The organism is Cutibacterium equinum (assembly GCF_028021195.1).
Taxonomy (GTDB): Bacteria; Actinomycetota; Actinomycetes; order Propionibacteriales; family Propionibacteriaceae; genus Cutibacterium; species Cutibacterium equinum.
On the sequence record NZ_CP115668.1, the window covers coordinates 17,848 to 42,633 of the forward strand.

A 24,786-nucleotide genomic window follows, 5' to 3' on the forward strand; every position below is an offset into this window, starting at 1 on the left:
CATTCTCACTTGATTCCAGTCATGGTGATGCCCGTCACGATGTAGCGCTGGGTCGCCACGAAGAGGGCACACACCGGGACGAACAGCATGAGGGATCCCATGGCTGTGAGGTTCCACAACGTGAAGCTCTCATGGTTGAACGATGACAGCCCAATCGTGATGGTTCGCATGGCCTGGGATTGGGTGGCGATGAGGGGCCAGAGGAATTCGTTCATCTGGAATACGAAGGTGAACAGTCCCAATACCGTCAGGGCCGGCTTGTTCTGAGGCAGGATGATTGACCGGTAGATGCGGAGTTCTCGTGCGCCGTCGACACGCGCAGCCTCAATGAGGGAGTCTGGGATTCCCGCCATCGACTGACGCATGAGAAAGATCGAGAATGCGCTCATCAGGAATGGCGTGACGAGTCCTTGGTAGGTGTCCAGCCATCCAATCTGAGAGAACTTGACGTAGAGCGGAATCATGCGAACGAAGAACGGGATCATCATCGTCGAGAGGATGAGGATGAAGATAGCGTTCTTGCCCGGGAACTCGAACTTCGCGAACGCATACCCGACCAGCGGTGCGAAGATCAGGTGTGACAGCGTGATGAGGCCTGCGACGAGGACGGAGTTGAGGAAGAACCTGCCGAATGGGGCAGCATCGAAGAGACGGGTGACGTTGACCCATTGCCACGATGATGGGATGAGAACCGCTTTTCCGCCTGTCGCTTCGGCGTCTGACTGGAAAGCCAAACTCACCATGTACACCAGTGGGGCTATGGCAGCGAGCGCAGCGATCCACACGAGCACGAGGGAGACGATCCTCGCTCCGGGAAAGAGCTGATCGCTGCGATGCTTGGCTGTAGTCGATGTGGTGCTCACAGAATCGCCTCCTTCTTCCGCCCCACCCGTAACTGAATCATCGATAGGGCAACGATCACGATGAGCAGCAAAAAGGACATCGCTGACGCATATCCCAGGTTTCCGCTGGTGAACGTCTCACGATAGACTTGATATACGTAGAGGGATGTCTCATTACCGGGTCCACCATTTGTGACGATATACGGCAGTCCGAATTGTTGAAGTGAACCGATCATTCCAACGAGGACAACAAACAGTGTCGTCGGCGCCAATAATGGAAGCGTGATTTTCCAGAACTGTTTTGAAACCGGTGCACCGTCAATTCTTGCAGCCTCGTACAATTGAGGATCAATGGATTGAAGGCCAGCCAGGAAGAGCAACATGACGTACCCGGATTCCTGCCAGACCGTGATGCCGACGAGGGTGGCCAGCGGTGCGGTCGTCAGCCAGTGCTGTTGAGGTAGCCCGAGATTGCCGAGGATGGTGTTGAGGATGCCAGTGTTTGAGTCGAGGATATTTCTCCACATCAAACCGACGATGGCGACCGAGGTCATGTACGGCGTCAGGATTGCCGTCCTCGCGATGGTCCGGCCCTTGAAATTCTGGTTGAGTATCAAAGCCAGGAGGAGTCCGATGATCGAGGACAAGATGAGGCAGGAGAACGCGTAGATGACGGTGATCCCGAATGAATGCCACACCTCGGAGTCGTGAATAATATTTGCGTAGTTCTTTCCTCCCACTGGGGTAAGTGTGGTGAAACCTGTCGTGAAGGAAAGCCGGAACTCATCGATGATGGGCAGGAAGAAGAACAATGCGAAATATATGAGGGCGGGGGCTACGAACAGATATGCCGTCCGATAGCGACGCCAGGGGGTTTTGCGCCGGCGTGGCTGCGAAGATGTCCTTGTCATCACGTTCACCTGCTGAGGAGCTGTCCCACTGTCTTGTTGTAGGTGGCAACTTCTGAGCGGGGATCCTTGTTGGACAAGATGACGTTCTCGTACATGACTTTTCCGACGTCGGCGATCTTGGCCATGTTCTGGTTAAGCCAGTAAGCCCGGTCAGGAGCAACTGCGAGGTCGCGGGCGGTCGCGACGACGCGCATGTTGGCGTCGTTCTGGACAACGTCGGACTTAGCCCATGAAGTACGAGAACACGGCATTCCGACTTCCTTGGTTACCTGTGCCTGAACGTTGGTGTCGGTAAGGGCTTTGATGAGTTCCCAGCACAGATCGGCGTTCTGGCTCTTGGTGGGGATCATGAGACCGGAGCCGGCGATGGTGGTCTTTTGCTCCTTGCGCTTGAGTGGGGCGCCAATGGCGAGTGGGAAATTCTTGTCCTCAGTGCGAACGGCTGAGATGTCCCAAGGACCGGTGATGATGAGTCCGCACCTGTTGGAGGTGAGGAGCTTGCGGGGCCCGGAGTACTCGCTGGATGCGACCGGAGCTGGGGAGACCTTGTGTTTGTAGATCAGATCGCGCTGGAAGGCGAGGGCTTCAACAGCGGCGTCCGCTGGCTGCAGGGGCGTCGACTTGTCGGTTGTGTACGTGACCCCGTTCTGCAAGAGCCACGGCGTGCCGTAGGAGTTGTCGTTGTTGAGGGCACATCCGTGCTCGACACCCGAGGCCTGGATGCGCTTGGCGGCCTCAAGAAATTCTTCCCACGTGGTAGGCATGGAGACTTTGGCCTTGGCCAGCATTTCCGAATTGGCAAAGACGAGCCCACCCATCGTCAGGTGCATCGGGATGGCGTAGGTCTTTCCGCCGGCCTGGCGCACGTTGAGGCCAGCCGGGACGAAGTCGTTCAGGAATCCCTTGTCCTTCTTGATGTAGTCGTCGAGGGCCATGACATTCCCGTCCTTGCCGAATCGGGTGGCCCAAAATCCGCCTGGCTCCTCCGTGATGTCCGGGGTGGTTCCGGAGAGGAAATCAGCAACGAGTTTTTGTTGCAGATCAGGCCACTGGAAGGTCTGGATGGTCACCTTGACGTTGTGATCCTTCTCAAAGGCGGAAATGACTCGCTTGTAGGGTGCGAAGTCGTGGCCCGCGGACAGGTAGAACAGGATTTCCTTCCCCGTGCGCTCACCTGAGTGCGACGAAGAATCGTTCGACGAGCCGACCCCGGCCGAAGGCGAGCATCCGGTCAGGTTGCCGACGACGGCGGTCGATCCGAGTGCAACTGCTCCGGTGAGCAAGGACCGTCGAGATAGGGGAGTGTGCCTCATTGCAATCTCTCTTTCTTGGGTAGGTGGTTATCTACTTCGAGGAACTTTCTCGAGAAAACAGCTTCCACGGAACAGGAATCTGGCTGGCGTCAGCTGTCCCGTCGATTCGGTGCCAGAAATGGCGCATGATGTCGTCGATGTCCGAGATGTCGAGACCGAGCGAACTCAAGGAGGGGGCCATATTCATCGACTCGGCCGAATTTCCGGTGCCGATGACGGCGATGTCGTCAGGGACGTCGATCTTGAGCGACCGGGCTGCCAGCATGATGCCGATGGCGGTGCGATCCGAGGCGCAGAAGACGGCGTCGGGACGAGGACGTGTCGTCTGAAGTGCCTTGACCGCAGCACCGAAGACATCCCCGATGAAGGGGCTGGACGTCAGGAGGAGCTGGGGAGTGCGTCCGTGGCTGGTCTGGAAGTCCCGGTACATCTGCCAGCGAGGATCGCGCTCGCACTCTTCGCGCGTCGGTAACTGCCCGGCAAAGGCCACCGACTTCCGACCAGCCTCGGCGAGCGTGGTCATTGCGTGTGTGATGCCTTCGCGTTCATCGATGACGACGTGGTCGTATCCTTGGCCGCCTGGTTCACCGCCGACGAGGAGGGTCGGTACCAGTGCCTCGGGTTGGGTCTTGATGACTTTGGCGATGCTGGGGTCCGAGATCGCAATGATCGCGGCATCACATGCTCCCGCGCGGATGAGCTTGCTGATGGGGCTGATGTCCTTCTCCACGAGGGCGACGCTGACGAGCTGGTAGTCATGCTCGGCCAGCCTGTGTGAGGCGCGGAGTTGGAAACGCTCGACGAATCGGTCCAGCGGGGCGTCATGGAACAAGGCAACTGTGCGGGTCTTCCCCAGCCGCAAGGACCTCGCGTTGCGGTTCCGCACGTACCCGAGATCACGGGCGGCGGTGCGTACCCGTTCCTGGGTTTCTGGGGTGAACCTCTCGGAGCGGCGATTGTCGGACAGCACGTACGAGGCGGTCGACACCGAAACCCCTGCTCGGGCAGCGACGTCAACGAGTCCGACATGCCGTGCCATGTGCTCTCTCCTATGAGTAATCGGGCACAACCGTGTGCCCAGGACTCAGCGTAGGAGGCTCGGAGCAGCGCGGTCAATCGTTTGAATCAAACGATTGACCAAATGTGAGAAACTCGACACCAGAACAGGGCTCAGTGGCTCTCTCCCACCATCGGTGCCAAGGACACCGGCCATCTGCCCGAGGCAGGATGGACATGCCGTACCCTCAATTCGTGACCAGTAAACGCGCCGAGGATGCCCAACTCCGTATCGAACTCGAGGAAGGGGCACGCCGTCAGGAAGCCACCCAGGCCCAGCGGCTGATCGACGACTTCCTCGCTGCCGCTCGGTCCAAGGGAATGACTCCCGAGCCGTTGCGCGCCCAACTCATGGACGGTCATGAGGCCCGCACGGACAAACGCGGCTGGTATCTCAACGCCAAGCATTCGCTGGCCATCGGCGAGAACGGCGAGTACTACCAACTCGTCGTCCCGGGTGGATTCATGGAACGGATGCGTGGGGTCAAGCTGGAGCCCTCGCTACCGCCAATGCACATCGGTCGCGGTGGGCGTGACGGCGAGACCGGCGATCTCAAGGAATTCCTGGGGTGGTTGCTGGCCGACTGAGCTGTCGGGGCCCACGAGATGTCGCCACTCCTGCGAGGGCCACTACTGGGAGGCCATCCCCTCGAAGGCCGATGGGGTCTGTCGGTGTGAGACCATACGTCGACGTCGACGTCGACGCGATACGAGGTAATCGCGCCAAAACCATGCCGTCATGACGACAGCGCTGGCAAGGAATGCCCAGGGGATCACATGCATGCCCAGGATGGTGTGGTCACGCACCATCACGACGTTGTCATGGGGATGTGCCTCCTGGATGACGAGGTCGACCTTCTGCCCCACGCGGTACTTCCTGGCATCTCGGTAGGGGTTCGACCGGACCACCGACGATTTCCCGTTGTAGGTGTACGAGATGACCGCAACATGGCCGCTCTCGGCGTGCATGAGGTATCTGGTCGCACCAGTGTTCGCCGAGTGCTGATAGTGGATGTCCTGAACGGTCCCCTCGATGACCTGGCCATCTCGCAGGAATTTGTCACTGCGGTCAGCCAGCACGAAGTACAGGCACCCCACGATCACGAGATAGACCACCCCGAGCACAGCCATGGCACGCTTGAACCCCGTCACGGCGAACAGCATACGTCGCGCACATCTTGGTGCCCCAGTCACGCGGCGGCGAGCAACTCGTCTCTGCGCTGCCGCATGGCCCGACTCGCCCGGGAACATCGAGCTCGCACCGCTGTGGGACTGGTGTTGTGACGTCGTGCTGCGGTGGCGCAATCCAACGCGTCCACCCATACGCTGCGTAACACCGGAGCGCTGGCTGCCGTGATGATCCCGAGCTCCTGCGCTGCACGAACCAGATCCGATGCCCGTTGTCCCGGTTCGTCAACCTGCGGCGCGCTGATCTCGATGGATTCGGCTGGTATCTCCGGGCTGCTGTGTCGGCGTCGAGACGAGATGGCATGCAGACAGTCCAGAGCGATGTTCGTGCACACCTTGGTGGTCCGGGTCAGCGGGAAGTTGACGATGACGACCCAAGCCTCACCGATGTATTCGTCCAGACTGGCCTGACGGTCGCGACCGCAGATCATCACCAAGCTGGGAAGAATCGCCTGAAGCAGTGCCATCCCGGCGAACTCCGATGTCTGGCCGGCGCCACTGCGAGCGGCGATGAGGGCCCGGATCGCGGCCGCATCGTCGTCACGCAGTGTCGCGGGAAGATCCTCGGGCTCACACCCGGCGCAGATGAGGGTGGCGCACCCCTTGGCGCGGGGGTTGGCACACATCTGTACCCAGTGGCGGTTCAGACGGCTGTGAATCATCGTTGTCATGGCAGCACCTCTCGGGATCGGCGATGCCCCAAGTCCATCGATTCAACGTTGCCCGCGGTGTTGCCTGTCGGGGGCACGGTGTTGCCCATGTGGCGACCAGTGTTGTCCGTCTTCACATGAGTGTTGTCCGGCGGCCACGACAACCTAACACCACACGAAGACCGGCCGTGCCCCGAAGGACACAGCCGGTCATCGTCACGCAGGGTGCGCAGTGGAATCCCTCACTCGTCGGCCAGCGCCTCAGTGGGGGCAGCCTTGGCGGCGCGTCGGCCCGGAAGCACCGAGGCGAGACAGGAGGCCGCCAAACAGATGGCAACGAGACCGAGGGTCCACGGCCAGTCGATCGAGAAGTGCACCGGAACCGCATCCGAGGCCAACCGGAATACCGTTCGGATACCCAGCCAGGCGAAGTAGAACCCCGCCACCATGCCGACGATGACACCGATCATGCCGACCTGGATCGACTCGTAGAGCATCATGAGCCGTAGTCCACGCCGCTGCATGCCCATGGCTCTCAGCAGTGCAGACTCGCGCCGTCGCTCCAGTACCGACAGACTCAAGGTGTTGGCCACGCCGATGAGGGCGATGAGCACGGCAACACCCAACAGGGCTGTCATGACGATGAGCAAGGCCTTGAGGATCATCTCGATGATGCCGCCAATGAGGGCGCCGCCAGCGATCTCCACGTTTTCGGACGACGTGGACATCATCACCGTCAGCGTTGAGGCCAGATTGCTCCGGTCCTCGAGATGAATCCAGGCAGCCTGATTGCCAGCGGAGGGCACGATCTGCCTCATGTCCTCCTCGGTGACCAGGACGTCCTCGAAGGAGAGTCCGTTGACCTTCTTGACCTTGAGGGTCACCGTTCCCTTGGCAGACCGGAAGTCCAGCGTGCTCGGCCGGTGACCCTCCGACGACATCAACGCGACCCCGGGCTCCATTTCCTTGGCAATCGAGGGCGCGACCTTGGAGATCTCGTCCTTGTCGGCCGACATGATGCGTGTTTCGTCAAGGATCTCAGTCTGGACGAACCCACCCTTGAGGATGACGGAGTCCTTGACGTTCGGCAGGTCCTGCACCTTCTTGACGGCCGCCGGATCGAGGGTCCCCACCGTGGCCTTGTCGGCGTTCGGGTCATAGCTGGGTTCGTTCGTCACGGTGATGTCGATCGGGTAGTACTCGTCGATCAGATCCATGACCGTCGTGCGCGTCGTGGAAATGCCGACCTGCAGGGTGACCGACAGCCCAATGGCCAGCATGAGCGCCACCGCCGTCAAAGAGGTACGCGTCGGGTTGCGGGTGGCATTGGACGTCGACAGCCGGGCCGTCGGCCCCAGCGGACGCAGCAGGAATCCAAATGCCTTGATGAGCCACGGCACATACAACGGTGTGGCGATGAGCAGTGCGAGGGACAGGAACATGGCCGACAGGACGGCCCACGCCATGATCCGCGTGCCGTGACCGGTGATCGCCGCCACGGAGGTGACGATTCCGGCCACTGCAAGAAGGGAACAGATGATGATCCTTGCCAGACCGACACGGCGCTTCTGCTCAACGGTCGGGACCGGGCGCAGCGCTTCCAGAGGAGCCACGCGAGTAGCGCGAAGCGCTGGCAGGAAGGCGGCCAGAACGGTGACGACGACGCCAATGAAGAACTCAATGACGATATCGACCCAAGGCCATTCCAACCCGAAGGCCAAGGCCCCCGTGTAAGCCGAGCCAGCGACCGTCAACAGGATTCCGAGCACGACGCCCAGGGCCGATCCGATGGCACCCAGCAAGATGGCCTCGCCGAGAACTCGTTTCCGCACCTGGCCGCTCGACGCCCCGACAGCCCGCATGAGGCCGATCTGACGACGTCGCTGGGCCAACAAGATGAGGAAGGTCGTCGTGATGATGATCGCGCCCACCAGCAGAGCGATGGCTCCGAAGACCATGAGGAGATACTTGGTGACGTCGAACCCCTTGGCCAGATCAGTGACGGTCTTCTTCTGATGATCGGCCGCGGTTTCGATCGTCGAGCCGTAATCCTTGCCGGTGTTGAACTTGGGGGCGCCCTTGACGGTGGGCAGGCTCTTCTCAAGGTTGGTGACGAGCTGTTCGGGAGTCGTCCCGGCCTTGGCCTTGACGATCCAAGTGTTGGGGAATTGAAGGATGTCTTCGCTGGTGTAGGCCGGGGCGGTCTGCAAGGCCTTCGCATCATCGGTGATTCCCACCACGGTAACGTCGTTACCGCTTGCGGAGATCGTGTCTCCGACCCCGACGTGCAGACTCTCGGCCGCCGCCTTGGACAGCGCGATCTGACGGGGTCCTGATGGCCAGTTACCCGAGGTCACGGAGGACCAACGGAACGGTTCTGCCGGTGTCGTGTGGACATCAAGCATCGTGGAGTCCTGGCCGTGGGAGGCGACCATCGAGGTTGACTGGACGATATCGACGGTCTGAACTCCGGGAGTGTCGCGAATTCCCTGAGTGATGTCCTTGGGATCGGCCTCACCATCGGCGTTGTAGACGACGACGTCAGCCTTCGAGGTGGCGACCGCCTGTTCCTTGCCGAGGGCTGTTCCCTGCGTTCGGACGAACATCGAGATGCCGACGAGGAACCCGACCGACACCGCGATGGCAATGAGGGTTGCGGCCATCCTGCCTGGATGGTGACGCAGCTCCCTGAGAGCTTCGGTGAACATCAGCCCTCCAACCCGGCCATCGCCTCATTGACCGCTTCGGCGGTGGGGGAGGTGATGTCGTCGACGATGCGGCCATCCAGCAGCATGAGGGCACGATCAGCATAGGAAGCAGCCTTGGCATCGTGGGTGACCATGATGATCGTCTGTCCCAGATCGTCGACGCAATGGCGCAGATACGTCAGCAGGTTCGCTCCCGACTTGGAGTCCAGGGCGCCGGTGGGCTCGTCGGCGAAGACGACGTGCGGTTTGGTGATCATGGCTCGGGCACAGGCGACGCGCTGTTGCTGACCACCTGACAGCTCCGAGGGACGGTGCTTGAGACGATCAGCGATGCCCAGGCCGGTGACGAGTTGATCCCACAGGGCCTTGTCAGGTTTACGCCCGGCGAGGTCGAGGGGGAGCCGGATGTTCTCCTCGGCGGTGAGCATTGGCAGCAGGTTGAACGACTGGAAGATGAAGCCGACATTGTCGCGGCGCAGGGTCGTCAGCTTGGAATCGGGAAGACCCGAGATTTCCTGGCCAGCGAGGAACACTCGACCGGAGGTGATGCGGTCCAGGCCGGCGAGGCAGTGCATGAGGGTCGACTTGCCGGAGCCCGACGGGCCCATGATCGCGGTGAAGGTGCCGCGAGTGAAGCGAACGTGGACCGAATCCAGGGCGGTGACCCGGGTCTGCCCGTCCCCATAGATCTTGGTGAGGTCGATACCAGCGGCAGCGTCAGTCTCGAAGGGGGTGTCCAGCAAGCCAGGAGCCAGACCATCAGGACGGGCTGGGTTGGCAGCGTGGGAAGGCTGGGCGGGCGCAGCCTGTGCCGGGAAGGCCCCGGCGGCCTGTGCGGATTGAGGATCAGGAGACTGTGGGTGTCCCCATGGCTGACCTGGCTGACCGCCCTGCTGCTCAGCGGGCTGGGGTGAGGGCGCGGCCCACTGCGATGGGGCACTGTGCTCAGACGGGCCACCGTGTCGCGGTGGCGTGAAGGACCCCGGCTCGCTCGGGGCCGCATGGCTCGGCTGCCAGGGCTCGTCAGATTCGTAGGGTCGGTTGTGCTCGCTCATGATGCCTTTCATGGTTCCCGGAGGGGCATTGACGGGCGCCGGACGCCCGTCACCTTCGGCGACGTGAAGATACTGTGAATATCAGACGTGTCCAATGCCACGCATATGTATGGTTTGGAGTTGTCACATGAGGCCGACTTGATGGGCAAAAAGCACGAGGCCAACCCGGTCTCGGCACTCCAATTTCGATAATAGTCGACCGATGTGAGTTTTCACGGTCCCCTCTGCCATGTAGAGGGTTTGGGCGATCTCGGCGTTCGTCGCCCCCTTGGCTATCTCCACCAGCACCTCCCGCTCGCGGTCCGTGAGCACCGACAGCCTCTCGTCGGCTGTGTTGGGGTCGTTGGGCAGGGTGGGGACGACGTGGTCGAGCAGGCGTCGAGTGGCTGACGGGGCCACGACAGCGTCACCAGCGGCGACATTGCGGATCGCGCTCAACAGCTCGGCGGGTCGGGCGTCTTTGAGGAGGAATCCCGAGGCGCCGGCCTTGAGAGCGGCATAGACATACTCGTCGAGGTCGAAGGTGGTGAGAATGAGCACCTTGGTGTCCAGCGGGGACGCCGTGATACGGCGAGTGGCCTCGACGCCGTCCATCTGCGGCATCCGGATGTCCATGAGGGCGACGTCGACAGGTGTTCGACGCAGCACGTCAAGGGCTTCCACACCGTTTGACGCTTCCGCGACGACCTCCATGTCATCCTCGGACTCGATGAGCATACGGAACCCCGAACGGACCAGGGATTGGTCGTCAACGAGGATGACGCGGATCGGATCGGGCATGGCACCTCCAAGTGCTCGTCAGTCGAAGCTTACCGACCGCGTGTCCCACAGGATCAACGCGTCAAGACGTGATCACGCTCAACTCTTGACTGCTCCCTCCGAGATACCGGCAATGAGTTGCTTGGCGCCCACGGCGAAGACGAACAGCAGCGGGACGACGGCGATGAGCGAGGAAGCCATGAGCATGCCGTAGTCGGTGCCGTGTGCTGTCTTGAGTTGGCTCAATGCCACCTGCAGAGTCAACTTGCTGGGATCGTTGAGGACGATGAGGGGCCACATGAAGTCGTTCCACGAGCCGATGAAGGTGAATATTCCCAGGAATGCCAGGGCAGGACGGATGATGGGCAGGCACACGTGCAGGTACTGGCGCCAGAACCCGCAGCCATCCAGGGTTGCGGCCTCCATCAGTTCTTTCGGGATGGCGTTGGTGGAATATTGCCGCAGCCAGAACACCCCGAATGAACTGGCCAGGGAGGGCACGATGACGGCCCTGAGATCGCCCACCCATCCGATCTTGCTCATGAGGACGAACTGGGGGATCGTCGCCAACTGGGTGGGCAACAGGAAGGTCGCCAGGACGATGCCGAAGAGCACCTTCTTGCCGGGGAAATCGAACTTCGAGAAGGCGAAGGCTGCCAGCGAGGAGATGAACAGTACGAGCACCGAAACCGTCAGCGCCACCACGGCCGTGTTGGCCATGGCTGCCCAAATGTTGATCTTCTCGGTGATGGTGTGGATGTTCTCGCCCAGACGGTCGCCAGGGGTGAGCACTGGCGGGTACTTGTAGATCACCGAGGAGGGTCGGCTGGCCAGTACGAACATCCAGTAGAACGGGAACAGTGAGATCAACCCGCCCAGGATGAGGAACAGGTGCCGCAAGGCCGCGTGTACGTGCCGTCTCATCGTGCCACCTCGCGATCGTGCTCGCGAGTGACGAGCCAGTTGATGATCGAGAAGAACAGGACGACGACGAAGACTCCCCATGCGATTGTCGCGCCGTAGCCGTACCGGTTCTCCTGGAAGGCCACCGAGTAGAAGTAGAGCACCATCGTCAGACCGGAGTTGTTGACCCCACCCGCCGAGGCTGCCCCGCTGGATTGGGAGCTGGTGAGAACCTGGGCCTCGGTGAAGCTCTGCAGGGAACCGATCGTCGACATGAGGGTGATGAACAAGACGATGGCTCGAAGCTGCGGCAAGGTGACGTGGAAGAACGTCTGCCACCCGTTCGCCCCGTCAATGGCGGCTGCCTCGTACTGACTCTTGTCGATGGCTTGCAGCCCGGCCAGGATGAGCAGGGCGTTGTAGCCGACGAATGACCACACCGTCAGCGATGAGATCGCGACCTTGATGCCCCATTCGTTTTGCAACCAGGCGATGTTCGACTGGCCCAGCACGTTGCGGATGGCGTTCGCGAGCCCGAACTGGCTGGAGAAGATCGAACTGAACAGAATGCCCATGGCCACCATCGACGTGATGTTCGGCACGAGGTAGATGACCCGGTACGTCGTGGAGAACCGCATCGTCTTGTTCAGCATGAGGGCGACGATTGTGGCGAGGATGAGCGTCGGGATCGTGCCCATGGCCCACAGAATGAGCGTGTTGCCCAGCGACTTGTAGAACAGATGGTCGCTGATCAGATACCGGAAATTCTCCAAACCGACGAACTTGGCGCCCCCCAACCCTGACCAATCGGTGAACGCGAGCAACAGGGTGAAGATCATCGGTGCCGCCGCGAAGATGAGGAAGAAGAAGAAATACGGACTCAACGCGGCGTATATCGGTAGGGCTTTGCGCATTCGCCGGCCCACAGATGAGCGACGTAACTCATCTGTGGGCACGGCATCAATCATGGTGTTCGCAGAATTCATCTCACCACAGAACTTACTGGGGCAACTGCCTCACTTGACGGTCAGATGCAGCTGCTTGGCGATGCGCTTGGCCTCGGAGACGGCATCCTTCCAGGCGGCCTCCGCGTCCTTGCCGGAGGACTCGACCTGCTCGAGCTGGGCCGCGAACGGGGCGGACACGGTACCGGAGTTGGCATCCTCGTAGAGCGGGCGCACCGTCTTGGCAGCCTTTCCGAAGACCTCCGCGGCATGCTGACCGCCGAGGAACTCCACCGGCCCGGACACCTTCGGGTCGTCATAGGCCTTGGGAGACACGGGGAAGTTGCCATTGTGGACGTACTCGCGTACCTGGGACTCCACGCTCAGCAGCTCGCGGATCGCCGCGAAGGAGGCCTTGGGATCGGATGCGCCGGCAGGAATGGACAGGAACGAGCCGCCCTGGTTGATGGCTGCTCCGGGGTGGGCGCAGACGCGCCACTTGCCCTTGGTCTCGGGAGCGTCAACCATGAGGTCAGCCAGGTGCCAGGAGGCGCCGAAGTCGGCGGGCAGACGTCCCTCATTGACCGCGGCGGCCGAATCAGAGGTGTTGGACTTGATCGTGGCGACAATACCGGCCTTGAATGCCTTGATAGCCAGATCCCAAGCATTGCGAATGTGGTCCTGATCGCCGATGAAGTTCTTCTTCTCGTCGATGAAACCCTTGCCAGATTGCGGCCAGATCGTGCCGAACATGCCCACCGAGTTACGCACCAGGAAAGTGTCCTTTTTGGCGGCCAGCAGTTTGGTGCCGAACTCGATGAAGTCCTCCCAAGTGGTGATCTGGGCAGCGACCTCGTCAGGCTCGGAGGGCAGTTTGGCCTGCTCGAAGATGTCGGCGCGGTAGAACAGGGCGGTCGGGCCGATGTCGGAAGGAATACCGAGCTGCTTGCCGTCGACGGTGGTGGCTTGAGCCCACTTCCAATCCAGGAAGGTGGGCTTGAGGTCCTTGGCACCCAGGGTGTTGAGGTCGGCGAAGTAGTTGGCGTGGTCGCGGAAGAAAGCGATGTCCTCACCCTTGACGCCGGTGATGTCGGGCAGTCCGGAACCGGCGGTGAAGGTTGTGGTGAGCTTCTGCTTGAAATCGCCGCCGATGACGTCCTGACGCACGGTGTAGGACGAGTTGGCCTTGGTGACGGCAGCCAGCGTCTGCTTGTCGAATCCCTCCGGCCAGATCCAGAGGACGAGCTTCTTGGCGTCACCGTTGCCCTTGTTGTCGGTGGGCTCGTTGGACGTGGAGCAGCCGGTCAATGCCGACGCTCCCACCATGCTCAGGCCAGCAATACCGCCGGCAAGTAGATGACGACGCGACAGATTCATGAGGTCCCTCCTTGGGGTTGAACGGGAATCGCCACTGACAAAATCGCTCAATAATGTCCATTGTGGTGGCGGGTCTCGAACCGATCCTCGGTGGTGTGAACACCGTCTGAGGGGTTTTCGGCTCAGCCACCCGCCGGGGTTTCAGGGTGTCACGACTGTGTGCAGCTGAGGTTAACTGTAGGTGATCTCCAGGGAACAACCTTGCCAATGCTTGATTCGAACGGGGCTGAGCTGACCGGGTGGGGTCGGCTCTTGGGGCCACTGTAGCGGCCAGGGGTGAGGAAATGACGCAAATTGATCGAATTGACGAAAATCTATGGACCTGTGGCTGTGGGTCGGTACCATGGCCGTATGCTCAAGGCCGCTCGTCACGACGCGATCGTCGAACTGCTGCGGGGCCGATCTGCCATGCGAACCGTCGACATCGCTCGGGATCTCAACGTGAGTGTGGCCACGGCCCGGCGTGACTGCATCGCTTTGGAGGACAAGGGCATCATCGAGCGCTCCTGGGGTGGCGTCCAGCTCGTCACGAGTGTGGACGATCACTTCGGTGACGTGATGAATCACCACAGTCGCGCCAAGGCTGCAATCGCCCGGGAGGCCGCCGAACTCGTCCACGACGGCGATACCGTCATCATGGACATCGGCACCACCGTCCATCATCTGTCGGGGCTGCTCGCCGAGCGCTCCATCACCGTCCTCACGGCGTCCCTACCGGTCTTTGAAGCTCTCAAGACTGCCCCGGACGTCACTGTGATCGTGCTGGGAGGAGTGTGGTCGGAGCGCTACCAGTGCTTTGACGGTCAGTTCGTCGCTGATGCGCTGACTCACCATCAAGCCGACCTGGCTTTCCTGGGTTGCTCCGGGGTGAGCGTCAACGGCCGGGTGCGTGACACAAGCCGCTCCCAGGCGCAGATCAAACAGGCAATTGTCGCTGCAGCGAGTCGAAGCTACCTGCTCGTCGACTCCGAGAAATTCCCAGGTGTCGGGGCACATTCCCCCTTCACCATCGACGGCGTCAGTGGGATCATTACAAACGGGCCACTGCCGCCGGACGTCAACGCTCACTGCGAATCAACAGGCATGGAGGTCGTCATCGCATGAAACTCACCATCCTTGGTGGCGGGGGATTCCGCGTTCCACTGGTTTTCAAGGCACTTGCCAGCGACGATTCACCCCAACGAGTCACCGAACTGCGCCTGTACGACACTGACACGCTGCGACTGGGCGTCATCGAAACAGTGTTGTCCCAGTTGGCCCCGAGTCTGCCTCATCCGCCGTCGGTCGTGGCGACCACGGACCTGCGCACTGCTCTGACCGGAACTGATTTCATCTTCTCGGCCATTCGCGTCGCCGGAACACGCGGACGCGCCCTCGATGAGTCGATGTGTCTGGCCCGTGGTGTCATCGGCCAGGAGACTGTCGGGGCGGGCGGTATTTCGTATGCCTTGCGGGGTATCCCGGTCGTGCTCGATCTGGTCGAGCAGATAACGCAGTGTGCCCCCAATGCCAAGGTCATCAACTTCACCAATCCCGCCGGGGTGATGACCGAGGTCATGCAGCAGCGCCTCGGAGACCAAGTCGTCGGCATCTGCGACTCCCCGGTCGGCCTGGCCCGTCGCGCTCTCACCACCTTGCAGGATGCCGGGCTGGCACCAACTGGCCTGGGTTCCCTGTTCAACGCCGACGGGCGCGTGCACATCGGCTACAGCGGGCTCAACCACCTGGGGTGGCTCACCAGCTTGGAGGTCGACGGCACCGACGTCCTGCCGCGCCTGTTGGAGCGCCCCGACCTCATCGGCAGTTTTGAGGAAGGTCGGCTCTTCGGCGCTGATCTGGTGCAAGCTCTGGGCGCTGTACCCAACGAGTACCTGCACTATTACTACTACTCTCGCGACGACCTCACCGTCGATCAGAATGCCGAGGCCCCGCGCGGGGTGTTCCTGGAGGCCCAGCAGCGGCGCTTCTACACCCAGGCCCAACACACTGACGACGTCGCCGCCTTGTGGGAGGCCACTCGCCTGGAGCGCGAAGAGACCTACATGGCCACCAACCGCGAGGTCTCGGGGGAGTTCGAGCGCGATGAGGCCGACCTGGAAACCGGCGGATACGACAAGGTCGCCCTCGCGATCATGCACGCCATCGCCAACGACGTTCCTGCTGAACTCATCCTCAACGTCGCCAACCACGGAGCCCTGCCCGACCTACCGGACGACGCCGTCGTGGAAATCCCGTGCCGAGTCGATGGCGCCGGGATTCACCGACTCCCTGCCCCGCCCCTGCCCGACCACGCTCGCGGACTCGTCGTCAACGCCAAATATGTCGAGCAGCGCACGATCGAGGCCGCTGTCAACCACAGCCGTACCGCCGCACTGCTGGCCCTCAGCCACCACCCATTGGTGGACTCGGTGCACGTCGCCGAGCAACTCCTCAATGACTTCGCCAATGCCTTCGATGGCCTGAACTACCTTGTGGACGACCATGCATGATCACACCGAGCTCACCCAGGACCGCATTGGCAACCTCAAGGAGCGCCTCGAACGAGAACTTACCACCAAGATCTGCTCATTGGACGTGACGGCCTGGCAGGCTCCCGGTGAACCGGTGAGCTTTGCGGAAGCTGTTGCTGCCAACTACCGTCCGTTCCCGTCCGGAACCTGGTGGGGTTCTCCCTGGAGTACCTGGTGGCTTCACGTCACTGGCACCCTGCCCGAGGCCCACGCTGGCGACAACGTTGACCTCTCGGTGGACCTCGGATTCGTCGGTGACTGGGCCGGAAACCAGTCCGAAGCGATGGTGTACACCGCATCGGGACGCCCCCTCAAAGCCCTCAACCCACGCAACCACCGGGTCGCCCTCAACCACGGGGCATTGTCCCGACGACTCGCTGACGAGGGTGAGCCGCTCATCGGGGCCGACGGAAGCGTCGAGTTGTGGGTGGAGGCCGCCGGTAACCCCGACATGACCCTGCACCTGGGTGGGCCCACCACGCTGGGGGATCGTCGCACCGCAGGCGATGAACCGCTGTGGCAGTTCAAGGGAGCCGAACTCTCGGTGCGCCGCGACGAGGTGTGGGGCCTGTGGCTCGACATTGACGTCCTCGACGGGCTCATGCGCCAGCTGGCGGCCGACTCCACCCACCGCGCCCGGCTGCTGCACGGCTTGGAAGAGGCCGCCGACGAGATCGATCATCACGGCATCCTCGCCGGCGCCCCACGGGCCCGAGAAATCCTTGCCGGCTACCTTGACTCCGGGGCGAACTCGTCGGCCCAACAGATGACTGCCATCGGACACGCCCACATCGACTCGGCATGGCTGTGGCCGCTGCGCGAGACCCGCCGCAAGGTGGTGCGAACCTTCTCCAACGTCGTCTCTCTGGCCGAGGAGTACCCCGACTTCCACTTCGCGTGCACCAGCGCCCAGCATTACGCCTGGCTCCAGGACTCGTCGCCGGAAATCCTCCAGCGCGTCAAGGACACCATCGAGCGTGGCCAGTGGCACCCCGTGGGAGGCATGTGGGTGGAGTCCGACACCAACCTGCCCTCCGGGGAATCATTGGTGCGCCAATTCACCACCGGCCTGCGCTGGATGCGTGACCAGCTCGGGGTACGTCCAGACTGCCTGTGGCTACCGGACTCCTTCGGCTACACGGGCGCGCTGCCCCAGATCGCCCGGTTGGCCGGGATGACCTGGTTCTTCACCCAAAAGATGAGCTGGAACACAGCCAACACCCTGCCTCACCACACATTCTGGTGGGAAGGCATCGATGGGACGCGCATCTGGACGCACTTCCCGCCGGTGGACTGTTACGACTCCATCGTCAGCGCCAGCGAGGTCAAGAAGGCTGAGGCGAGCTTCAAGGAGAAAGGCGTCGCGCGACGCTCGATCTTGCCCTTCGGGTATGGCGATGGCGGCGGAGGCCCCACCGCTGAACAGGTGGAACGTGCCCGCCGGTTCGCCAATCTGGAGGACGCACCTCAGGTTCAGTTGGGTTCACCTGACGATTACGTCGCCCAGGCTCGCGACGACTACCCCCAGGCGCCGGTGTGGCGTGGCGAGATGTACTTGGAGTTCCACCGAGGCGTCTACACCTCCGTTCATGGCCTCAAGGACGGCAACCGTCGCGCCGAGGCGGCTCTCACCGCTGCCGAGTGGCTGGCCACCGCCGCAGCTCGCATCGGTCACCCCTACCCCCACGAGCAGTTGGAAAAACTGTGGCAACGCACCCTGCTGTTGCAGTTCCATGACATCCTGCCCGGCTCGTCGATCGCGTGGGTGAACCAGGAGGCCATCGCCGAGTTCACCGCCATTCGTGCCGAGCTGGATCAGCTCATGGACGACGCCTGGCAGGCACTGGTACAGGAGGCTGACCACGAGAACACCGGGGCCAGCGTCATCAATCCATCCCCCAGTGGCCGTCGCGAGGTCATCACCGTTGACGATCGCCCCACACTGGTCCAGGTGCCAGCCCTGGCGGCACAGCCTCTGACCGATGCGGTGGTTGATCCCGAACACCCGGTGCGGGTGGAGCGAGACCCCGACACGATCCGCATGAGCAATGGACTGGTCGAGGTGTGCATCGACACCCACGACGGGCTGGTGAGCTCGATCGTCGACCTTCAGGCCGACCGCGAACTCCTGTTGCCCGGTCAGCGCGCCAACCGACTCGTCCTGCACCCCGACCACCCCGACTGTTTCGACGCGTGGGAGTTGCAGCACCAGTACCGTCACAGTGCTGATGTGATGGATGACCTCACCGGGTTGGACGTCGACGAGGACCCACTACGGAGCACGGTGCGTGTTGAACGCGGGAAGTCCGCTGTCGTTCAGGAGATCACTCTTGATGCCGACTCCCGAGCGGTTGAGTTCAGCCTCGACATCGACTGGGCGCAGCAGGCTCGGGTCCTCAAGGTCGACTTCCCCCTCGACGTGGCCGCTGACACCAGCGTCGACGAGATCCAGTTCGGTCACATCAAGCGACCGATCAGTGCCAACACGTCATGGGATGACGCCCACTTTGAAAGCTGTGGACAGCAGTGGATGTTGCTGGGTGAACCCGGCTACGCCGTCGCACTGGCCAACCAGTCCAGTTACGGTCATGACGTGAGCCCGGCGGGAGGAGACGAACACACGCCCACCCTGGGTGTCATGGCCCGGCTCACCCTGCTGCGCTCCCCACAGAACCCGGACCCGCACCCCGACCGAGGCCATCACCACATCGTCTACAGCCTGCTCACCGATGCCGGGGTTGAGTCGGCCTATGTCGAGGCGGCGCGGCTCAACCAGCCTCTCCAGACCCGAGATGGCGCGCTGCGCCTGGACAGCCTGGCCCGGATCGAGCCGATACGCGGTGTGGCCGTCATCGACTCGGTCAAACAGGCCTTCGACGGGTCTGGTGACCTGGTCATACGGCTGCACGAAGCCGATGGCGCTCGTAGCCGAGTACGCCTGCTGATGGACCGGGCTGGTCACCTCAGCGAGGTGGACCTGCTCGAGGAGCGAGTCGAAGATCCGACCCAACAGCTCCCGACAGCAGCCGTGAGCGAGGTCGACCTCGCCCTGAATCCGTTCCAGATCGTGACGTTGAGAGTGAGTCAGGGATGAAACTGCTTCTGGTGTGCATCGATGGGATGCGCCTGGACATGGCACTGCCCGAGGCGTTGCAGGATAATCCCGGGTTCCTCCACCCCGATCACCCCGCCGATCCGCGATTCGTGCGCGGGGTGGGCGAGGGACAGCCGGTTCCCGAACACCCCGCCCCAGCCCTCGACCACACCCTGCCCGCTGACCAGGCCCCCAGCGGGCTGGCCCCCACTCTCGCCCGGCTGGTGCGAGGTGACGCCCGTTCTCAGGGCACGATCATCCCGATGTGGATGACTCCGCCCACCGATTCGGCTCCCGGCTGGACGACGATCCTCACCGGCGCCACCCACGAACAGTGCAATGTGTGGTGGAACGAGTTCGTCGGCCATGACCTGGCCCGCCACCCCGACATCTTGTCCCAGATCTTCTTCGCCAACTCGTCGGCACGCACCATCGCAGCAGCCACCTGGGACGCCTTCGTCAGCCCTTACGGGCCAGGGCCGATCATCCACCAGCGGGTGGATCAGCAACGCACCGGCCAGCACCAGCTCTTCGGCCCCGACCTGTCCGAGGGCATTGACAGGGCCGACGAGCAGGTGGCGTCGTGGGCCGCCTGGCACCTGTTGCACGAGGGCCCGGATGCCGCCGTCGTCTACTTTGAAGGGGTCGACCACGCCGGGCACAGCCATGGAGCTGACTCCGACCAGTATCGCCAAGCCGTGCGCCACGTCGACGAGCTCACCCGGCACCTCGTCAAGGCCGTCGCGGAGCGCCACGAACAGCTCGGGGAGGAATGGCTCGTCGCCGTCACCACCGACCACGGGCACAAGCCTGAGGGAGGCCACGGAGAGGATGAGGTCGAGGTGCGTCGTAGCTTCCTGGCCGCTCACCACATCGGCGGGGCCCTGCCCGCTCCACTGCTTCGCACCGATCCCATTCGCAGCCATGAGTTGACGCCGCTGTTGCTTGAGGCCATCGGCGTGCACCCAGGCCATATGGATGCCAGCGACGTCGGTATGTTGCGCGATGTGAAACCAGTCGGCCCGAGTAGAGAGATGGATTTTGAATGGTGACGACGCACTTGCCCGAGAAGGTCGGCGGCGTCCTCTTTGACATGGACGGCACCCTGCTCGACTCCTTGCCTGCATGGCGTGTGGCCTGCGAACAGCTGTGGGGACGCCGCCTCGACGACGATGCCGGCGCCGACGTCGACGGGGGCACCGTTGACGATGTCGTTGAACTGTATCTGCGCGACCATCCCCAGGCGGATCGACAGGCCACCCTTGAACGGTTGCTCGACCTTCTGGACGCCAGCCTGGCTGACAATACGAGGCCGATGCCCGGGGCGGACCGCCTGGTGAGGAGGTTGTCCGGGCACCTGCCGATTGCGGTGGTGTCCAATTCGCCGACCCGCCTCGTGCATGACGGGCTGTCCTCGCAGCACTGGCTGGACCTGTTCGACACTGTCCTTGGATTCGACGACGTCCCCGCCGGGAAACCGGCCCCCGATCCCTACCTGACAGCAGCGAAGCGACTGGGTGTCGACCCCACCACATGTGTCGTCATCGAAGACTCTGCCTTCGGGCTGCGCGCCGGACAGGCGGCCGGAGCGTGGGTTCTCACCCTCGGTGAGCGACTCAAGGGTCAGGGGAACATGTGGGTTCCTGGGTTGGACGATGAGCGCGTGACCTCCTGGGAGCCCCACCGATGAGCGTGTGCGACATGACCGGTGCTCTACAGCGACGCCTGGACGAGGTCGGAGCTCAGATCGGTCGAGGTGTCGGCGAACACCTTGACAAGGACGTGGCCCAGCAGGCCGAGAGCCGATTCGTGGCCTGGATGACGGACACGTGGACGCGCACCATGACCCGCGACGACCACGGTGTCTTCGTGGTCACCGGCGACATTCCGGCGATGTGGTTGCGCGACTCGTCAGCTCAGTTGTGGCCGTTCCTGGCCCTGTGCGACCTGCCCGAGGTGTCGCGTCAGGTCAGTGACGTCATTGCCCGCCAGTGGCACTGCATTGGCGTCGACCCCTACGCCAACGCCTTCAATTCCGGGCCGACCGGCGCGCATTTCGACCCCGACGACGTCGACCTGCTCGATGAGTTGTGGGAGCGCAAGTACGAGGTTGATTCCTTGGCCTTCCCCGTCGATCTGGCATGGCGGTTCTGGCAGGCCACGGCAAGTGCCGACCACCTCGACACTGCGGTGCACGAGGGGTGCTGGCGCATCGTCGACCTGTGGACCCTGGAGCAGGACCATGCCACCCGCTCCACCTACCGCCATGTGCGCCCCAGCGAACCCGGCGACACCCTTGGCCCCGACGGCTCGGGAGGGCCGGTAGCGCGTACCGGAATGACGTGGAGCGGGTTCCGGCCTTCCGACGACGCCTGCCGATACGGGTACAACATCCCGGCACAGTTCATGGCCATGCGTGCCCTGCGCCAGATTGGCGAATTCTGTCGCGTCTGGGACGACGAGGGCTTGGCCGAACGCGCCGCGCAGTTGGCCGATGACATCGACGCCGGGGTGAGGCGATTCGGCATCGTCAACGATCACCTTGCCTACGAGGTCGACGGACTCGGATCCGTGCTGGAGATGGACGACGCGAATATGCCGTCGCTACTGTCGCTTCCCCTGACCAGCGACCTGTCCGGTGACGATCCGCTCTACCAGGCGACCCGGAGCTGGGTACTCAGCGAGGCCAACCCGTACCTGTTCAGCGGTCCGACAGCACGAGGGATTGGTAGCCCGCACAGCCCCGACGGTTACATCTGGCACATCGGTCTGGCGGTACAAGGACTCACCGGCGACGACGTCGAGGCGCGCGACTGCCTGAGGACGATCCTGGCCACCGACGGTGGAACGGGCTGGACGCACGAGAGTTTCGATCCGCATGACCCCACCCGGTTCACGCGCGGATGGTTCAGCTGGTCGAACTCGATGGCCTGCCTGCTCATGATGAAGGTGGCCGGTGTCGAGGCCATCACCGATGCCAGGTGAGCCCATGCCCGTCAACTGTCATCCTCGGCTGCTCGCCGTCGGCATCACGTACCGCGACCTTGTCATCTCTGGAATCACGGAATTGCCCGCGTTGGGAGAGGAGCGCTACGGCACGGACTTCGTCGCCACCTGGGGTGGGGTTGCCAACACGGCCCGCATCGCCGCAAGTCTGGGAGCACGGGTGCAGTTGCTCACGGGTCTGGGGGAGGACCCCACCTCGCAGATGTGCCGTCGCGAATTGGCTGACTGGGGCATCGATCTGGCCCCGAGCCCGATCCATCCAGGCTGGGCGCTCCCGGTGACGATGAGCCAGGCCTGTGGCACCGAGCGGGCCATGACGACCGTGGAAACGGCGCTGCCGGCCCCATTCCGCGCCCCGAACCTTGAGGGAATCGACGCCATCGTCACCCATATCTCGGTTCCCGCTGAGGCCTGGCTGCACGAAGCCGCCGATGCCGGGATTCCGGTGATTGCCGACCACGGATTCGAGGAGGGCTGCGAACCGGGAGTCCTGGAGGCGGTGTCGGGATGTACCTGCTATACCCCGAATGCTGCTGAGGCGATGCGTCTGACAGGTACCGACGACCCGGTGCGGGCGGCCCGCGCGCTTGCCGAACACGTGCCGATCGTTGTCGTCACGTGTGGTGGCGACGGGATCGTCGGCGTGGATTCGCGTACCGGGGAGGAGGTCCATGTGCCGGCAGTGGCCATTGATCCGGTCAACACCACCGGGGCCGGGGATGCCACCTTGGCCGGCTTGGCCTGGAGCTGGGACTGGCCGGTGCCGCTGGCACGAAAACTCGATGTGGCAGCTCTGGTGGGAGCCATCGTCACCTCGCGAGCGCACGGGACTGCCGACCCGCTCACCCCCGACGACCTGCTTGCCTGGGTACCGCGGGATCGGCAGCGGCTGGGTTTTCTCGCCGAACTGTTGGGGTGAGCAGGAGTCGGGCTGACCCTTGGCGGGAGTCAGGCGGGTACCGGCAGCGTCGCCATGACGCGGAACCCGCCTTCCTTGCGAGGCCCTGTCGACAAGTGTCCCCCCATTGACGTCACACGCTCCCGCATCCCCTGTAGGCCGTGGCCGCGTCCGTCACCTTGGACGGCATCCCCGTACCCGTCGTCGAGGATCTCCGCCTGGATCGCGGTCGGTGAATAGGTGAGGGTCACTGTGGCGTGGGCGTTGCGGCCGGCATGCTTGAGGACGTTGGTGAGGGCTTCTTGCACAACCCGGTACACGACGAGGCCGAGGGCTTGGGGGACGACCGGCTCATCCCCGATCACCGTCAGCTCAGCCTTGACCCCGGACTTCTCCACCAGGTCGGCAATCTCGGCCAGACCAGGGGAGGGGGAGAACTCGGCGTCGGTGTCTTGACGCAGTACTCCGACGATTCGTCTCATTTCCAGGAGTGCCTCACGCCCGGTCTCGGCAATGGTGTCGAGTACTTCGGGTGCTTTCTCGGGTTTCTTCGCTGCCAGTGCCTTGCCACCTTCGGCTTGCACAATCATGACCGACAGCGAATGGGCGACGATGTCGTGAAGTTCTCGGGCGATCTCGTTTCGGGTACGTTCCTCGGCCACCCTGGCCTGCTGCTCACGTTCGGCGAGGATTGCCCGGTACCGTTGCGCCTTGACGATGCGCTGCTGGGAATCGAGGAGAGCGGATTCTCGCAGTCGTCTACCTACCGCATATGGCGTCAGTACGAGGCCCGCGCACACCGTCATGGCCAGAACCAGCAGCACCCACGGCGTTCCTGACGAAGGGTCGTAACCGGCGGCAATGGTCGGGATCCACCTCATCGGCCCAATGACCGAGCCTGCGGCTCCGACCCACAGCACCCAGCGGGACTGGCGACCGTCGACCCATCGTGCCACCGAATAGGACGCGATGGGGACGACGAAGATACTGAGCACCGGGAAGGGCACGAAGAGGAACTGGATGATGGCGCCGACGGCGACCAAGCTCATCATGCGCAGGGGGTGCTCGCGGCGCATCGGCAGGGAGGCCACCATGATGAGGGACGAGAAGAGGGCGGCGACGTACTCGGGGCGCGGCCACTCCACCAGGGCGACGAAATAGGGGACGATCGTCACCACGGCCATGACGAGGGTCAAGGTGACGTCGCCCCACCATGCCCGTTCGGTATCGGTCGGGCGGCCATCGTCGAGCTTGGGGTCCAGCACCTCTTCCATGCCCGGGATGCTGATTTGAGGGACGTTGTTGCGGTTCGGATTGAACCGATTGAGACGGGCGCGCACCCCAGCCCCGAGAGATCCGTTGGAACGGTTCTCCGTGGCTGGGCTTTGCGATCCGGCGTCCTCCATGACCGCAAGTCTAGAAAGGGAAAGCAACTGTGGAGTATCGGCTGCGACCGACAGCAATGTGACGACTCGGCTGGCAACGCGCACCATCAGTGACCAATCCACCACACAGGGTGATGGGTTGCCATTGAGGCTGGCGAGGCGCGTCTAAACTCAACTCAAGGAAGTC

Annotated in this window: 21 protein-coding genes; 8 read left to right on the top strand and 13 right to left on the bottom strand. The window is 62.7% G+C overall.

The genetic code is table 11. The annotated features are described in order from the left end of the window. Window positions 1-5: 5 nt before the first annotated feature. Genes O6R08_RS00090 through O6R08_RS00105 form a run of 4 tightly spaced genes read right to left on the bottom strand, consistent with a single transcriptional unit; the run spans window position 6 to window position 4,105 of the window. On the bottom strand, window positions 6-863 hold the full coding sequence (locus tag O6R08_RS00090; protein WP_271418195.1) for a carbohydrate ABC transporter permease: 858 nt from the start codon (window positions 861-863) through the stop codon (window positions 6-8). Further along, window positions 860-1,753 (bottom strand): carbohydrate ABC transporter permease, encoded by an 894-nt coding sequence (locus tag O6R08_RS00095; protein ID WP_271418196.1) that lies wholly within the window; start codon window positions 1,751-1,753, stop codon window positions 860-862. Before O6R08_RS00095 ends, O6R08_RS00090 begins: the two co-directional genes overlap by 4 nt. A gap of 5 nt (window positions 1,754-1,758) precedes the next feature. Then, window positions 1,759-3,066, bottom strand: coding sequence for an ABC transporter substrate-binding protein (locus tag O6R08_RS00100; protein WP_271418197.1), 1,308 nt, complete (start codon window positions 3,064-3,066; stop codon window positions 1,759-1,761). Window positions 3,067-3,097: 31 nt separating this feature from the next. Next, entirely contained in the window at window positions 3,098-4,105 is a 1,008-nt protein-coding gene (locus O6R08_RS00105; RefSeq protein WP_271418198.1) for a LacI family DNA-binding transcriptional regulator, read from the bottom strand. A gap of 194 nt (window positions 4,106-4,299) precedes the next feature. On the opposite strand from O6R08_RS00105, the gene O6R08_RS00110 reads away from it, so the two are divergent. Continuing rightward, window positions 4,300-4,710, top strand: a complete 411-nt coding sequence (locus O6R08_RS00110; RefSeq protein WP_271418199.1) for a hypothetical protein — start codon at window positions 4,300-4,302, stop codon at window positions 4,708-4,710. A gap of 42 nt (window positions 4,711-4,752) precedes the next feature. Here the strand turns inward: O6R08_RS00110 and O6R08_RS00115 are convergent, their stop codons facing one another. The 8 genes from O6R08_RS00115 to O6R08_RS00150 all read right to left on the bottom strand — a co-directional run bounded on the left by O6R08_RS00115 (window position 4,753) and on the right by O6R08_RS00150 (window position 13,706). Next, entirely contained in the window at window positions 4,753-5,286 is a 534-nt protein-coding gene (locus tag O6R08_RS00115) for a DUF3592 domain-containing protein (protein ID WP_271418200.1), read from the bottom strand. Between the two features lie 26 nt (window positions 5,287-5,312). Then, complete coding sequence (locus tag O6R08_RS00120) at window positions 5,313-5,981, bottom strand: RNA polymerase sigma factor (protein ID WP_271418201.1); 669 nt, start codon at window positions 5,979-5,981, stop codon at window positions 5,313-5,315. Window positions 5,982-6,202: 221 nt separating this feature from the next. Then, complete coding sequence (locus O6R08_RS00125; RefSeq protein WP_271418202.1) at window positions 6,203-8,668, bottom strand: ABC transporter permease; 2,466 nt, start codon at window positions 8,666-8,668, stop codon at window positions 6,203-6,205. Next, a complete protein-coding gene (locus tag O6R08_RS00130; protein ID WP_271418203.1) occupies window positions 8,668-9,735 on the bottom strand; it encodes an ATP-binding cassette domain-containing protein in 1,068 nt (355 codons plus the stop codon). Before O6R08_RS00130 ends, O6R08_RS00125 begins: the two co-directional genes overlap by 1 nt. A gap of 111 nt (window positions 9,736-9,846) precedes the next feature. Further along, window positions 9,847-10,503, bottom strand: a complete 657-nt coding sequence (locus O6R08_RS00135; protein ID WP_271418204.1) for a response regulator — start codon at window positions 10,501-10,503, stop codon at window positions 9,847-9,849. 78 nt (window positions 10,504-10,581) lie between these two features. Continuing rightward, entirely contained in the window at window positions 10,582-11,406 is an 825-nt protein-coding gene (locus tag O6R08_RS00140) for a carbohydrate ABC transporter permease (RefSeq protein WP_271418205.1), read from the bottom strand. Continuing rightward, window positions 11,403-12,299 carry a carbohydrate ABC transporter permease gene (locus O6R08_RS00145; RefSeq protein WP_271419402.1) on the bottom strand — a complete coding sequence of 299 codons (897 nt, stop codon included), beginning with the start codon at window positions 12,297-12,299 and terminating at the stop codon, window positions 11,403-11,405. The genes O6R08_RS00140 and O6R08_RS00145 overlap by 4 nt, the downstream gene beginning before the upstream one ends. A 102-nt stretch (window positions 12,300-12,401) precedes the next feature. Next, entirely contained in the window at window positions 12,402-13,706 is a 1,305-nt protein-coding gene (locus tag O6R08_RS00150; protein ID WP_271418206.1) for an ABC transporter substrate-binding protein, read from the bottom strand. Window positions 13,707-14,057: 351 nt separating this feature from the next. Between O6R08_RS00150 and O6R08_RS00155 the strand changes: the two genes are divergently transcribed. Genes O6R08_RS00155 through O6R08_RS00185 form a run of 7 tightly spaced genes read left to right on the top strand, consistent with a single transcriptional unit; the run spans window position 14,058 to window position 23,235 of the window. After that, window positions 14,058-14,810: a DeoR/GlpR family DNA-binding transcription regulator gene (locus O6R08_RS00155; RefSeq protein ID WP_271418207.1), complete on the top strand. Its 753-nt coding sequence runs from the start codon at window positions 14,058-14,060 to the stop codon at window positions 14,808-14,810. Then, window positions 14,807-16,195, top strand: a complete 1,389-nt coding sequence (locus O6R08_RS00160) for a 6-phospho-beta-glucosidase (RefSeq protein ID WP_271418208.1) — start codon at window positions 14,807-14,809, stop codon at window positions 16,193-16,195. The genes O6R08_RS00155 and O6R08_RS00160 overlap by 4 nt, the downstream gene beginning before the upstream one ends. Next, a complete protein-coding gene (locus O6R08_RS00165) occupies window positions 16,188-19,310 on the top strand; it encodes an alpha-mannosidase (protein WP_271418209.1) in 3,123 nt (1,040 codons plus the stop codon). Before O6R08_RS00160 ends, O6R08_RS00165 begins: the two co-directional genes overlap by 8 nt. Further along, window positions 19,307-20,362: an alkaline phosphatase family protein gene (locus O6R08_RS00170; protein ID WP_271418210.1), complete on the top strand. Its 1,056-nt coding sequence runs from the start codon at window positions 19,307-19,309 to the stop codon at window positions 20,360-20,362. The genes O6R08_RS00165 and O6R08_RS00170 overlap by 4 nt, the downstream gene beginning before the upstream one ends. After that, window positions 20,356-21,000 (top strand): HAD family hydrolase, encoded by a 645-nt coding sequence (locus O6R08_RS00175; protein ID WP_271418211.1) that lies wholly within the window; start codon window positions 20,356-20,358, stop codon window positions 20,998-21,000. Before O6R08_RS00170 ends, O6R08_RS00175 begins: the two co-directional genes overlap by 7 nt. Next, window positions 20,997-22,295 (top strand): glycoside hydrolase family 125 protein, encoded by a 1,299-nt coding sequence (locus tag O6R08_RS00180; RefSeq protein WP_271418212.1) that lies wholly within the window; start codon window positions 20,997-20,999, stop codon window positions 22,293-22,295. The genes O6R08_RS00175 and O6R08_RS00180 overlap by 4 nt, the downstream gene beginning before the upstream one ends. A gap of 4 nt (window positions 22,296-22,299) precedes the next feature. Beyond that, on the top strand, window positions 22,300-23,235 hold the full coding sequence (locus tag O6R08_RS00185; protein WP_271418213.1) for a carbohydrate kinase family protein: 936 nt from the start codon (window positions 22,300-22,302) through the stop codon (window positions 23,233-23,235). Window positions 23,236-23,264: 29 nt separating this feature from the next. On the opposite strand, the gene O6R08_RS00190 is transcribed toward O6R08_RS00185, so the two are convergent. Beyond that, window positions 23,265-24,620: a sensor histidine kinase gene (locus O6R08_RS00190; RefSeq protein ID WP_271418214.1), complete on the bottom strand. Its 1,356-nt coding sequence runs from the start codon at window positions 24,618-24,620 to the stop codon at window positions 23,265-23,267. Between the last annotated feature and the right edge of the window lie 166 nt (window positions 24,621-24,786).

Excerpts from the sequence above, each read along its gene's own strand:
- O6R08_RS00095 (WP_271418196.1), bottom strand. The coding sequence starts at position 1,753 with ATGACAAGGACATCTTCGCAGCCACGCCGGCGCAAAACCCCCTGGCGT.
- O6R08_RS00100 (WP_271418197.1), bottom strand. The coding sequence starts at position 3,066 with ATGAGGCACACTCCCCTATCTCGACGGTCCTTGCTCACCGGAGCAGTT.
- O6R08_RS00105 (WP_271418198.1), bottom strand. The coding sequence starts at position 4,105 with ATGGCACGGCATGTCGGACTCGTTGACGTCGCTGCCCGAGCAGGGGTT.
- O6R08_RS00110 (WP_271418199.1), top strand. The coding sequence starts at position 4,300 with ATGCCGTACCCTCAATTCGTGACCAGTAAACGCGCCGAGGATGCCCAA.
- O6R08_RS00115 (WP_271418200.1), bottom strand. The coding sequence starts at position 5,286 with ATGCTGTTCGCCGTGACGGGGTTCAAGCGTGCCATGGCTGTGCTCGGG.
- O6R08_RS00120 (WP_271418201.1), bottom strand. The coding sequence starts at position 5,981 with ATGACAACGATGATTCACAGCCGTCTGAACCGCCACTGGGTACAGATG.
- O6R08_RS00125 (WP_271418202.1), bottom strand. The coding sequence starts at position 8,668 with ATGTTCACCGAAGCTCTCAGGGAGCTGCGTCACCATCCAGGCAGGATG.
- O6R08_RS00130 (WP_271418203.1), bottom strand. The coding sequence starts at position 9,735 with ATGAAAGGCATCATGAGCGAGCACAACCGACCCTACGAATCTGACGAG.
- O6R08_RS00135 (WP_271418204.1), bottom strand. The coding sequence starts at position 10,503 with ATGCCCGATCCGATCCGCGTCATCCTCGTTGACGACCAATCCCTGGTC.
- O6R08_RS00140 (WP_271418205.1), bottom strand. The coding sequence starts at position 11,406 with ATGAGACGGCACGTACACGCGGCCTTGCGGCACCTGTTCCTCATCCTG.
- O6R08_RS00145 (WP_271419402.1), bottom strand. The coding sequence starts at position 12,299 with ATGCGCAAAGCCCTACCGATATACGCCGCGTTGAGTCCGTATTTCTTC.
- O6R08_RS00150 (WP_271418206.1), bottom strand. The coding sequence starts at position 13,706 with ATGAATCTGTCGCGTCGTCATCTACTTGCCGGCGGTATTGCTGGCCTG.
- O6R08_RS00155 (WP_271418207.1), top strand. The coding sequence starts at position 14,058 with ATGCTCAAGGCCGCTCGTCACGACGCGATCGTCGAACTGCTGCGGGGC.
- O6R08_RS00160 (WP_271418208.1), top strand. The coding sequence starts at position 14,807 with ATGAAACTCACCATCCTTGGTGGCGGGGGATTCCGCGTTCCACTGGTT.
- O6R08_RS00165 (WP_271418209.1), top strand. The coding sequence starts at position 16,188 with ATGCATGATCACACCGAGCTCACCCAGGACCGCATTGGCAACCTCAAG.
- O6R08_RS00170 (WP_271418210.1), top strand. The coding sequence starts at position 19,307 with ATGAAACTGCTTCTGGTGTGCATCGATGGGATGCGCCTGGACATGGCA.
- O6R08_RS00175 (WP_271418211.1), top strand. The coding sequence starts at position 20,356 with ATGGTGACGACGCACTTGCCCGAGAAGGTCGGCGGCGTCCTCTTTGAC.
- O6R08_RS00180 (WP_271418212.1), top strand. The coding sequence starts at position 20,997 with ATGAGCGTGTGCGACATGACCGGTGCTCTACAGCGACGCCTGGACGAG.
- O6R08_RS00185 (WP_271418213.1), top strand. The coding sequence starts at position 22,300 with ATGCCCGTCAACTGTCATCCTCGGCTGCTCGCCGTCGGCATCACGTAC.
- O6R08_RS00190 (WP_271418214.1), bottom strand. The coding sequence starts at position 24,620 with ATGGAGGACGCCGGATCGCAAAGCCCAGCCACGGAGAACCGTTCCAAC.